General features: G+C 50.4%; 11 protein-coding genes. 4 read left to right on the top strand and 7 right to left on the bottom strand.

Annotation, left to right across the window (positions count from 1 at the left end; all coding sequences use genetic code 11):
- Positions 1 to 398: 398 nt before the first annotated feature.
- Positions 399 to 1,697: an alpha-ketoglutarate permease gene (gene kgtP / locus FQ015_RS11390; protein WP_000841106.1), complete on the top strand. Its 1,299-nt coding sequence runs from the start codon at positions 399 to 401 to the stop codon at positions 1,695 to 1,697.
- On the opposite strand, the gene FQ015_RS11395 is transcribed toward kgtP, so the two are convergent.
- The 5 genes from FQ015_RS11395 to trxC all read right to left on the bottom strand — a co-directional run bounded on the left by FQ015_RS11395 (position 1,694) and on the right by trxC (position 7,409).
- Positions 1,694 to 2,017 (bottom strand): YfiM family lipoprotein, encoded by a 324-nt coding sequence (locus FQ015_RS11395; RefSeq protein ID WP_001221087.1) that lies wholly within the window; start codon positions 2,015 to 2,017, stop codon positions 1,694 to 1,696. The genes kgtP and FQ015_RS11395 overlap by 4 nt on opposite strands.
- Positions 2,018 to 2,061: 44 nt before the next feature.
- Complete coding sequence (pssA, locus tag FQ015_RS11400; protein WP_000949262.1) at positions 2,062 to 3,417, bottom strand: CDP-diacylglycerol--serine O-phosphatidyltransferase; 1,356 nt, start codon at positions 3,415 to 3,417, stop codon at positions 2,062 to 2,064.
- A 113-nt stretch (positions 3,418 to 3,530) separates the two neighbouring features.
- Positions 3,531 to 6,191, bottom strand: a complete 2,661-nt coding sequence (patZ, locus tag FQ015_RS11405) for a peptidyl-lysine N-acetyltransferase PatZ (RefSeq protein WP_160524071.1) — start codon at positions 6,189 to 6,191, stop codon at positions 3,531 to 3,533.
- A gap of 31 nt (positions 6,192 to 6,222) precedes the next feature.
- Positions 6,223 to 6,921, bottom strand: a complete 699-nt coding sequence (tapT, locus tag FQ015_RS11410) for a tRNA-uridine aminocarboxypropyltransferase (protein ID WP_160524072.1) — start codon at positions 6,919 to 6,921, stop codon at positions 6,223 to 6,225.
- A 68-nt stretch (positions 6,922 to 6,989) separates the two neighbouring features.
- Positions 6,990 to 7,409 carry a thioredoxin TrxC gene (gene trxC, locus FQ015_RS11415; protein WP_001098726.1) on the bottom strand — a complete coding sequence of 140 codons (420 nt, stop codon included), beginning with the start codon at positions 7,407 to 7,409 and terminating at the stop codon, positions 6,990 to 6,992.
- Between the two features lie 206 nt (positions 7,410 to 7,615).
- Between trxC and FQ015_RS11420 the strand changes: the two genes are divergently transcribed.
- Positions 7,616 to 8,653, top strand: coding sequence for a tRNA/rRNA methyltransferase (locus FQ015_RS11420; protein ID WP_000997419.1), 1,038 nt, complete (start codon positions 7,616 to 7,618; stop codon positions 8,651 to 8,653).
- Between the two features lie 47 nt (positions 8,654 to 8,700).
- On the opposite strand, the gene ung is transcribed toward FQ015_RS11420, so the two are convergent.
- The gene (gene ung, locus FQ015_RS11425) at positions 8,701 to 9,390 is read right to left on the bottom strand and encodes a uracil-DNA glycosylase (RefSeq protein WP_104919597.1); all 690 of its coding nucleotides are present in this window, start codon (positions 9,388 to 9,390) and stop codon (positions 8,701 to 8,703) included.
- A gap of 304 nt (positions 9,391 to 9,694) precedes the next feature.
- Between ung and grcA the strand changes: the two genes are divergently transcribed.
- Positions 9,695 to 10,078 carry an autonomous glycyl radical cofactor GrcA gene (grcA, locus tag FQ015_RS11430; RefSeq protein ID WP_000627804.1) on the top strand — a complete coding sequence of 128 codons (384 nt, stop codon included), beginning with the start codon at positions 9,695 to 9,697 and terminating at the stop codon, positions 10,076 to 10,078.
- A gap of 55 nt (positions 10,079 to 10,133) precedes the next feature.
- On the opposite strand, the gene eamB is transcribed toward grcA, so the two are convergent.
- The gene (gene eamB / locus FQ015_RS11435; protein WP_032303583.1) at positions 10,134 to 10,721 is read right to left on the bottom strand and encodes a cysteine/O-acetylserine transporter; all 588 of its coding nucleotides are present in this window, start codon (positions 10,719 to 10,721) and stop codon (positions 10,134 to 10,136) included.
- Between the two features lie 102 nt (positions 10,722 to 10,823).
- Between eamB and FQ015_RS11440 the strand changes: the two genes are divergently transcribed.
- The gene (locus FQ015_RS11440) at positions 10,824 to 11,705 is read left to right on the top strand and encodes a LysR family transcriptional regulator (RefSeq protein WP_001353021.1); all 882 of its coding nucleotides are present in this window, start codon (positions 10,824 to 10,826) and stop codon (positions 11,703 to 11,705) included.
- Positions 11,706 to 11,907: the final 202 nt, after the last annotated feature.

Consider the following 11,907-nt stretch of genomic DNA (forward strand, 5'->3'; position numbering starts at 1 on the left):
GAAACGCCGTAGCGCCGATGGTAGTGTGGGGTCTCCCCATGCGAGAGTAGGGAACTGCCAGGCATCAAATTAAGCAGAAGGCCCAGTCGGAAGACTGGGCCTTTTTGCGCTGGTGCAGAAAAAAATGCCGGATGCGACGCTGACTGCATCTTATCCGTCCTACGCTCCCACATAAGCCAGATTCAACAGCGAATACGGCTTCCCCAAATTGCCCACTTAAATACTTCCTCCTTACCAGAAATCTATCCTTAAGCTCCTTAATAACCATTTTCCTGCTAACTAAATTCATGGTTAAGGTTGCATAATGATGCGCAACAAATGTATAACATTTTCTTTACCAAAAAAATAAACAACAGCGACCGACAAAAGCATCGGATTACGGCAGGAGACATAATGGCATGGCTGAAAGTACTGTAACGGCAGACAGCAAACTGACAAGTAGTGATACTCGTCGCCGCATTTGGGCAATTGTGGGGGCCTCTTCAGGTAATTTGGTCGAGTGGTTCGATTTCTATGTCTACTCGTTCTGTTCACTCTACTTCGCCCACATCTTCTTCCCTTCCGGGAACACGACGACTCAACTACTGCAAACAGCAGGTGTTTTTGCTGCGGGATTTCTGATGCGCCCAATAGGCGGTTGGCTATTTGGCCGCATAGCCGATAAACATGGTCGCAAAAAATCGATGCTATTATCGGTGTGTATGATGTGTTTCGGCTCACTGGTTATCGCCTGTTTGCCAGGCTACGAAACAATCGGTACCTGGGCTCCGGCATTATTGCTTCTTGCTCGTTTATTCCAGGGATTATCCGTTGGCGGAGAATATGGCACCAGCGCCACCTATATGAGTGAAGTTGCCGTTGAAGGGCGCAAAGGTTTTTACGCATCATTTCAGTATGTGACGTTGATCGGCGGGCAACTGCTAGCTCTACTGGTTGTCGTGGTTTTACAACACACCATGGAAGACGCTGCACTCAGAGAGTGGGGATGGCGTATTCCTTTCGCGTTAGGAGCTGTGTTAGCTGTTGTGGCGTTGTGGTTACGTCGTCAGTTAGATGAAACTTCACAACAAGAAACACGCGCTTTAAAAGAAGCTGGATCTCTAAAAGGATTATGGCGCAATCGCCGTGCATTCATCATGGTTCTCGGTTTTACCGCTGCGGGCTCCCTTTGTTTCTATACCTTCACCACTTATATGCAGAAGTATCTGGTAAATACTGCGGGAATGCATGCCAACGTGGCGAGTGGCATTATGACTGCCGCATTGTTTGTATTCATGCTTATTCAACCACTTATTGGCGCGCTGTCGGATAAGATTGGTCGTCGTACCTCAATGTTATGTTTCGGTTCTCTGGCAACCATTTTTACCGTTCCTATTCTCTCAGCATTGCAGAACGTTTCTTCGCCTTATGCCGCTTTTGGTCTGGTGATGTGCGCCCTGCTGATAGTGAGTTTTTATACTTCAATCAGTGGAATACTGAAGGCTGAGATGTTCCCGGCACAGGTTCGCGCATTAGGCGTTGGTCTGTCATATGCGGTCGCCAATGCTATATTTGGTGGTTCGGCGGAGTATGTAGCGTTGTCGCTGAAATCAATAGGAATGGAAACAGCCTTCTTCTGGTATGTGACCTTGATGGCTGTAGTAGCGTTTCTGGTTTCTTTGATGCTACATCGCAAAGGGAAGGGGATGCGCCTTTAATTATGCGCCAACTGCCAGACGGTATAGCCAGTAGTTGCACCGGCGACATCCCAGGTAAAATCTTTCCAGCTCCAGCCGCTCCCCTCGGGGCGGCTATCCCAAAGTTCTTTTGACGCGCCCAGCCCAACAGAGAACATCAGCCCGAAAGTGGCACTGCGATCGCGACTCATCCCCTGATGCTGTGAATATTCATTTCCGGCAGCGGAAAGCATCGCCGAGGCGATAAAGTGTTGAGCTTTATCCTGCCCGCTCCAGCTATCGTTAGCCATATGGCTGCATCCAGAAAGTAACAATAGCGAACAGACAAAAAGAATACGCAAAACGTGGCCTCCAAAAACAAACCCCGTACAGGACGGGGTTGTGATTACAGGATGCGGCTAATTAATCGGTCGATGCGGATACGGCGCAAACGGCGAATGAGTTTACGAACCTTCACCGGATAATCGGCAATACTTTGCAGATCGCGATAGTGCTTAACGATGGTGGTATGCTCGCGGATCAGCTCCAGTTCTTTCTCTCGCTGTGGCGCAAGCTCCAGTTGCGGATCGTGAATCAAAATAGCGTTTTCCAGATCCAGACGCCAGGCGCGCGGGTTCAGGTTATTGCCGGTGATCAGCATCCACTTATCATCAACCCACATCCCTTTCAGGTGATAGGTGTTGTCGTCGTCTTTCCATAACCGAACCACTAACTGGTCAGTATTGACGTAATACTGCAAACGGCTCAGGAAACGACGCAGATTGATCTCATAGAGATAAGGCAATGCGCCAATTATCTTGAAAGGTTCATCTTCCGGAATAAAGAAGTCATTCGCAGTTTTATCGCCAACAATAATTTCGACCTTTTTCCCTTCGCGCAGTAACTGGATGATATTACGCACAAGGATTGCTGGCAGGTTGAAATATGGTGTACAAATGGTTAGTTTCTGCTCGGCACAAGGCATAAGATGGAAAATGGTCTTGTTCAACAGACTCGATTTCCCCAGACCTACCAACGGCGTTACGGAAAGCTGATCGTTGTCAGCATCGCCCTGGAAATGATAAGCGGCATCACGCAGCTCCTGGCGGAACAGACGAATATCGTTCTTGATTTCCGGGCTTTTTGGCCGATTAACATCATCCAGACGATTAACTCCGCGGCCATTCATAATATTCTGTGTAACCCATTCAAACATAATGTCTGACATCTTACGGTTACGGATCAGATGATAACGGTCGTAGCGATATTTATCGTGCTGATGCAGGTAAACATCGTTCAGGCTGGCACCGCTATAAAGTACGCTATCGTCGATGATAAAGCCTTTAAAGTGCAGAACACCAAGGGCCTCACGGGTATTGATTGGAACGCCATAAACTGGAACATCTACGCCCGGATTTTCCTGTGCCATGCGGCAGTACCAGTCAGCGTTAGTGTTAGATGCCGCAGCGCCAATGCGTCCACGTTGTGCACGATGCCAGTCGACCAGCACCCGTACATCCAGTTCCGGACGCTGCCTTTTAGCCTCATACAACGCGTTCAGAATGCCTTTGCCACCGTCATCCTGTTCGAGATACAGGGCGACAATGCAAATGCGCTGCTTCGCGCTGGCTATTTTTTCCAGCAGCGTCTCCCGGAAGTCGGCGGGAGCGTAAAAGAAATCGACATCATCAACTGATTGAGAAATCTTGGGTAGTTGGGCAAGGTGTTGTTGATGTTTATTACGCTTAAATTTTGACAACATCACAGTGCATTTCTTCTCTGTTCATTGAAGGGTCCTCTGTGCAATGCAGACGACATAAGCGGGCAATAATAACACCAGTCCCGATTAAGTGGTCAACATTTCCAGTACCTTACTCATGATTCCTCGCGCTGGGCAAGATTTAGCGTAAGCCCAACGATCCCCTCTTCGAGCTGGATATCAACGTTAAACCCGAGCTTGCGGGCCAGCGCCACCATGCCACGATTGTTTGGCATCGTAATACCATTCAGACGTTGCAGTCCGTGATCTCGCGTATAGGTAATCAACTTTTCCATTAAGCGTCGACCTAAGCCTAACCCTTTGAGATCCGAGCGAACCAGCACGGCAAATTCGGCATCGATGTTATCAGGATCGGAGATCGCACGCGTGACGCCGAGGATCTCTTCCGTTTGATCAATACGTCGTACCGCTACAAACGCCATTTCCCGATCGTAGTCGATCTGCGTCATGTTGGCTAAATCTTCATGGGTAAATTCGTTGATCTCGCTAAAGTAGCGGTAATAAAGATCTTCTTTGGTGACTCGCGAAATGAATTGCTGAAGCTGTGGCTCATCTTCCGGCAAAATCGGGCGGAACAAGCAACGTTCGCCGTTTTTCAATTCTACCCATTCTTCCAGCTGATGAGGATAAGGGCGGACAGCCAGGCGACTCTCGTTATCGCCTTCAAACGGCGTGATATCCAGCGTGACATCAAGCGCGGTAAATTCATTGCCAGAAGCCAGCAAAGGATGAATATCCAGCCTCTGAATCTCCGGACAATCGACAATCAAGTTAGAAACCTGCACCAGTAACTGGCTTAATCCCGCCACATCCAGCGGGCGTAGCGCACTACGCGCACGAATCTTTTTACTTTTGATCCCCTGAATGACCAGATAACGTGCCAGGTTCATGTTCAGCGGCGGTAGTGCGACGACGGCTTGATCTTCAGGACGCCACTCCACACCGCCTTCGCCCAGCATGATCAACGGTCCGAAAACCGGATCGTGCTCAACCACTACTCGCAACTCCTGAGCGCCAGCACGGTTAGCCATACTTTGTACCAGCAGGCCGTGGATACGCGCCTGCGGCCAGGCCATTTTTACGCGATCGAAAATAGCATTTGCGGCTTGCTGGACTTCATTGGCTGTACGCAAGTAGAGCATGACGCCCTGAACTTCTGATTTATGTGGAATATCCGGCGAGCGTAATTTTAGTGCCACCGGATAACCAATCTGTTCGGCAATATGCACAGCCTCGGTGCTGTCAGTGGCAATCCAGGTGGGAAGTGTGTTCATGCCGTACGCTTGCAGGATAGGCTGAACTTCATGGGTATCGAGCGACGTTGCCCCTTCGACAATGGCCTGTTGCAACAGAAGATGCGCTTCTGCGGTATTAGAGGTCAGATTGCTGGGCAACGCCGGCGTTTCGCGTAGTTGCTTCTGATTACGCCGGTACTCCACCATATGCATAAAAGCGGTGATGGTTCCTTCCGGGGTGCGGTAGGTCGGCAGCCCGGCTTCGCTGAATAAACGTCGTGCCTCTTGCGAGGAGTGCTCGCCGCACCAGTTCGTCAGCAGAGAAACATACTTGCTGCGGGGATGATGCTTTACCGCTTCAATTAATGCATGTGCGCTTTCTGTTGCGGGAGCAGCGGCGCTGGGCGAATGAATAACCATCAGCGCATCAAAATCCTGACTGTGGAGCAGAATATCCAGCGTTTTAATATAATGCTCACTACTGGCGTCATCACGAAGATCGAGCGGGTTAGAGATTGCCACATGTTCTGGCAGTGCATCGCGCAATTTCTGGCAGGTTTCTTCACTGAGCGTAGCCAGCTTGCCATTGCGTGACCATAAGGCATCCAGCGCCAGTGCGGCAGGTGCTGCACCGTTGCTGATAATCATCAGCCGCTCTCCACGTAGCGGGCGCATATGGCTAAGGGTTTCGACTGCCGAAAACAGCTCGTGGGTATCCTGTACTCGCAACAAACCGGCGCGCTGAATAGCTGCATCCCAAGCAGGATCCATTCCTGCCGTGGTGTTCAGTAGTCGTTGCGCCGCCGGGCTACGTCCACTTTTAATCACCAGAATCGGTTTATTACGTGAGGCGCTACGTGCAGCCGAAACAAAACGTCGCGCATCACTTAATTGTTCGAGGTAGAGCAGGATTGCACTGGTTTTGCTGTCGCGCGCCAGATAATCGAGCAATTCATCAACGTCGATATCCAGGCTGTCGCCGAGAGCAATAAAGTAGGAAAAGCCCATTTCCCGCTGTTGTGCCCAGTCGAGGATGGTATTGGAGACGGCGGCAGACTGCGAAATAAACGCCAGTTTGCCGCGTTTAATCGGTACAGGCGAAAAGCTGGCATTCAGGCCTTGCCAGGGGGCCAGTAATCCCAGACTGTTTGGCCCCAGCAGACGCATGTTATGGTGCAGGGCGCAGGCACGGAGATCTTCGTGCTGCGATGCCGGGGCGGAAAGAATAATGCAGGTTTTACAGCCTTTCTCGCCGAGCTCTTCCAGAAGAGCAAGATTGCGGCTGGCATTGGTACATAAAACCGCAAGATCGGGTGTAAAGGGCAGGCTGGCAATATCCGGCCAGGCCAACACACCCAACACTGCTTTCCAGGCAGGCGTCACCGGGAGTACCGGCCCGTTAAATCCCCCCGCCAGCAGGTTACGCATCATCAGGTAACCTGCGCGATTGGGTTTCATCGATGCGCCAATTACCGCAATCGATTTTGGTCGCAGTAGTGCTTCCAGTCCTCGCTGACTCATATCGGTCTCCCGCAGAAGTGACCGAATGATTTTAAACGCTTTCTAACTGTTCTGTTGTGATGCTACCCAGATGTTGCGTTTTTCCTGCCAGATAGCGTGTTTTAAAGCGGGTGAAATACTCGCCTAGACCTGCCGCCGCTCCGGTATCGCCGGCCATATCTAACAGTGCGATGGCAACTTCGGCAGTGCAGTATTGGCCTTCAGCCTGGGCTTCACGCAGGCGATAGGCAGATAGCCGGGAAAGATCGACGGAAATGACGGGAAGATTATCCAGATACGGACTTTTACGAAACATCTTGCGAGCTTCCGGCCAGGTACCATCGAGCATGATAAACAGCGGTGGCTTACCAGCAGGTGGTGTAAAAATCACTTCCCGTTGCTCATCAGCATACGAGGCGGGAAAGACCACCATTGGCTGATAATCCGGGTTTTGTACCAGAGCCAGCAAATCCTGCGAGGGTTCGGTACGGGACCATTGAAACGCGACGGTATTAGGCAAGATATCAGCAATCAGACGCCCGGTATTACTGGGCTTCATTGGCTCGGTGTCAAACATCAACAAACAAAAGCGGCTTTTTGCTTCCGCAGGCGTGATCGTTGAACAGAGACATAATTTCTCTGGTAATAGACAGCGTTGGCAACGACGAACGCGATTACCGCGGGCAAGAAAAGGACGTGTTGCGCGCGCAATACGCTCGGCGCGTAACTGGAGAACAGCGTTTTCGGTCATAAGAGAGCGTCGAAAAAACGCCATTGTCGCAGAGGAGAAAACGGGGCACAAGATGCACCCCGACAAGATTAAAGCGATTCGTTCAGCCAGCTATCGAAAGGTGCTTTTGGTACTGCGCCATTAAGCATGTCGACAACCTGACCGTTTTTGAAAATCATGATTGTCGGAATGCTACGAATACCAAAGCGGCTGCTTAATTCACGTTCAGCTTCGGTATTCACTTTCACAAAGCGCACTTTACCGCTACGCTCTTGCGCAACATCTTCAAAAATTGGTGCGAAATTACGGCAGGGGCCGCACCACGGCGCCCAGAAGTCGATCACCACAGGCAGATCATCTTTCAGCAATTTATCGAGCGTTTCACCGGTCGCATTAATCACCTCTCCGTCAAACAAGTCGTGACCGCAGCGTCCGCATTTTGCCGCATCTTCGATCCGATCGTCGGGAATGCGATTAATGGCCTGACAATGGGTACAAACGGTATTCATAACTAACCTCGGGATGAGTAAGGAGACTTATCGGCAACGACGCCGGTATGTTTCTAATATGTTACATATTATCGGGGACATTGTTCCAGACAACAATCTGTTTTATTCAATAGGTATGATAGTCGCAGGCTTTGGTACGAAATCATGGCGAACCGCGCGCACTTCGGGTAATCTGCGCGCTTCGCGCAGCGCTGGTGGAGAAAAGCATGAACGATGAGATGAAAGGTAAAAGCGGCAAGGTCAAAGTGATGTATGTCCGCAGTGATGATGATTCTGATAAACGTACCCATAACCCGCGTACCGGGAAAGGGGGCGGGCGTCCAGGAAAATCTCGTGCCGACGGTGGCCGTCGCCCCGCCCGCGATGACAAACAAAGTCAGCCCCGTGACCGCAAGTGGGAAGAGTCTCCGTGGCGCACGGTTTCCCGCGCGCCGGGTGATGAGACGCCGGAAAAGGCCGATCACGGTGGCATCAGTGGTAAAAGTTTTATTGATCCGGAAGTGTTGCGTCGTCAGCGTGCGGAAGAAACCCGCGTCTACGGCGAAAACGCCTGTCAGGCACTGTTCCAGAGCCGCCCCGAAGCGATTGTTCGCGCCTGGTTTATTCAGAGCGTAACGCCACGTTTTAAAGAAGCATTGCGCTGGATGGCGGCAAACCGCAAAGCGTATCATGTGGTGGATGAAGCGGAACTGACCAAAGCGTCAGGCACGGAACATCACGGCGGCGTTTGCTTCCTGATCAAAAAGCGTAACGGTACAACCGTGCAGCAGTGGGTAAGTCAGGCAGGTGCGCAGGATTGTGTACTGGCACTGGAAAACGAATCTAACCCGCATAACCTGGGTGGCATGATGCGCAGTTGCGCGCACTTCGGCGTGAAAGGCGTTGTGGTGCAGGATGCGGCGTTGCTGGAATCCGGTGCGGCTATCCGTACCGCAGAAGGCGGTGCAGAGCATGTTCAGCCGATTACTGGCGACAACATTGTTAACGTGCTGGATGACTTCCGCCAGGCGGGTTACACCGTAGTGACCACCTCCAGCGAGCAGGGTAAACCGCTGTTCAAAACCAGTCTGCCAGAGAAAATGGTGCTGGTGCTGGGTCAGGAATATGAAGGGTTACCGGATGCCGCACGCGATCCGAACGATTTGCGCGTGAAGATTGACGGAACTGGCAATGTTGCCGGGCTGAATATCTCTGTTGCAACCGGCGTTTTGCTTGGCGAATGGTGGCGTCAGAACAAAGCCTGATAAATCAGCCGGGTGGCAATTCTGCCATCCGGCGTTTTCCCTCAAATTTACTCACTCTCTGCCGGTAATACTGGCATCCAGTCAATCGGTTTCTCGCCACGTTGTTCCAGCCACTGATTTGCCAGCACAAAATGATTGCAGCCAAAGAATCCACGATGTGCAGAAAGCGGCGATGGATGCGGCGCTTTCAGTACGTGGTGGCGTTGCTTATCTATAATCGCCCCTTTCTTTTGCGCATGTGATCCCCACAACAAAAACACCACGCCTTCGCGGTGCTGGTTAATCAGGCTGATGACTTTGTCGGTGAAGGTCTCCCAACCGAGGCTGGCGTGGGAATGCGCCTGACCTGCGCGAACCGTCAAGACGGTATTGAGCAGCAAAACGCCCTGACGCGCCCAGCTCTCAAGATAGCCATGACCAGGGCGGGTAAAGCCGGGAATGGTATTTTCCAACTCTTTATACATATTCAGTAATGACGGAGGAATGGCGATTCCGGGACGAACAGAAAATGCCAGACCATGCGCTTGCCCGGGGCCATGATAGGGGTCCTGACCGAGGATCACGACTTTGACATCGCCCAACTCGGTAAAGCGAAAGGCGTTAAAGACATCTTTTTGTGGTGGATAGATAGTGATGCCGGACTGCCGCTCGCTGGCGACGGTTTGAAGGGTATTAAGGAAATAGGGTTGCTGCTTCTCTTCAGCCAGCACGTCATGCCAGGTTAATTCGTTAGCCATCTCGCTCTCCTGCGAATCTTCAATCCGCCTAGCTTAACTGCTTCTTTCTACAGAACAAAATCATGCTCATTTTATAGACAAAAAGACATGCAAAAAAATGTAAATTGGTAAAATTTCACACCTGCATAAGTTGATGTAAAACAATAAAATCCATTTGTGACCACATTCGATATGTGGTTTTTATTGATTTAAATCAAAGAATCAAGGGTGTTTGAGGAGTATATATACACTCAAGCAACAATGGTTTTACCAATTGGCCGCGACAGGCTGAACAAATCAAATAATTTTGCCGGGGAGGCATCACATGATTACAGGTATCCAGATTACTAAAGCCGCTAATGACGATCTGCTGAACTCTTTCTGGCTGCTGGACAGCGAAAAAGGCGAAGCGCGTTGCATCGTTGCGAAAGCAGGTTTTGCAGAAGACGAAGTGGTTGCAGTAAGCAAACTGGGTGACATTGAATACCGTGAAGTTCCAGTAGAAGTTAAACCAGAAGTTCGCGTTGAAGGTGGTCAGCACCTGAACGTAAACGTTCTGCGTCGTGAAACTCTGGAAGATGCAGTTAAGCATCCGGAAAAATATCCGCAGCTGACCATCCGTGTATCCGGTTATGCAGTTCGCTTTAACTCTCTGACTCCGGAACAGCAGCGCGATGTTATCGCTCGTACCTTTACTGAAAGCCTGTAAGGTTTAAGTAGCAAGTTACTAAGCGGAAGAGGGCGACCTCTTCCGCTTTTTTTCATTAACAGAAAATGCGCACTGCGCAATAGACCAGCAACAACGCCAGCACGATATTTAACTGGCGACCATACTGGCGAAACAATCGCTGAAACAGATGCCCCGCCAGCGCCCAGCACACATTGCCAAAGGTCCCAATCATTGCCAGCAAAACGCTGACGCCAATCACCCAGCTTAACGCCTGCGTTTGTGGCAGGACAAATGTCGACAGTGCTGTAATGCCGTACAAAATAATTTTGACGTTCACAAACTGCAAAGCAAAGCTGGCCCAGAAGCTGATCGGTTTGGCCTGAAGTCCGTCTTCCTTAGTTGGACTGGTAGCGATTTTCCATGCCAGCCAGACAATATATGCTGCTCCTGCCCAACTCAAAAGGTGCACCGCTGCCGGGTCGATAACAGCCAGTGAAAATGAAATTCCTGCACACAGTAACATCACAATCAAAAATCCCAGACTCATCCCTGCCAGCACGCGGGTACTCCGACGAAATCCATGCGACGTGGCAGAGCTAAGAGCGAGTATATTGTTTGGTCCTGGCGTCAGGGCGGTAATCAGGGTGTAGGTCCAAAAAGCACTTAATAGGGTCGGTGTCACTTGTTATCTCCTCTGTTTTGGTAGACAGTACCCGACACGAAACATTTAAAAAAATGAATGTTTTAACATTCTAAATTCGATATTTTCGATAGGTTTGGGGTTATGGATCTGCGCCGTTTTATTACGCTTAAAACCGTGGTGGAAGAGGGTTCCTTTTTGCGAGCTTCGCAAAAATTGTGTTGCACACAATCGACGGTGACTTTTCATATTCAGCAGCTTGAACAGGAGTTCTCAGTACAATTGTTTGAGAAAATTGGCCGACGGATGTGCCTCACTCGCGAAGGCAAAAAGTTGCTGCCGCACATCTATGAACTCACCAGAGTGATGGATACGCTTCGTGAGGCTGCCAAAAAAGAGTCGGAACCGGACGGGGAACTACGCGTTGTTTCGGGCGAAACGTTGCTCTCTTACCGAATGCCGCAGGTGTTGCAGCGTTTTCGGCAACGTGCACCAAAAGTGCGTTTATCGCTGCAGTCGCTGAACTGTTACGTGATCCGTGATGCTCTACTGAATGATGAGGCCGATGTCGGTGTTTTTTATCGCGTAGGAAATGATGATGCTCTGAATCGACGAGAATTGGGTGAACAATCGCTGGTGCTGGTGGCTTCACCGCAAATTGCAGATATCGATTTTACCCAGCCGGGAAGACATAACGCCTGTAGTTTTATTATCAACGAACCGCAATGTGTCTTCCGGCAGATATTTGAGAGCACGCTGCGCCAGCGGCGGATCACGGTGGAAAATACCATTGAGCTTATAAGTATCGAAAGCATAAAGCGTTGTGTCGCGGCGAATATCGGAGTTAGCTATCTGCCGCGTTTTGCGGTGGCAAAAGAGTTGGAGTGCGGAGAATTAATCGAATTGCCTTTTGGCGAACAGTCGCAGACCATTACGGCAATGTGCGCTCACCATGCCGGGAAAGCGGTTAGCCCGGCGATGCACACTTTTATTCAGTGTGTTGAAGAGTGTTTTTTGCCGGGATAAAAATAATGCCGGGCTTAAACCCGGCACCTAACTTGTCGACGAAGTGCGTTTTGTTCATGCCGGATGCGGCGTGAACGCCTTATCCGGCCTACAAGATCGTGCAAATTCAATATATTGCATGAGCCATGTAGATACTGTTATGGCCTGCAAGTTTTTTTCTACCCCGGTTTCCCAGATTGCAGGCATGCCAGACACAGCGCCG

It is taken from the genome of Escherichia sp. HH26CH, from assembly GCF_009820205.1.
GTDB lineage: Bacteria > Pseudomonadota > Gammaproteobacteria > Enterobacterales > Enterobacteriaceae > Escherichia > Escherichia coli_F.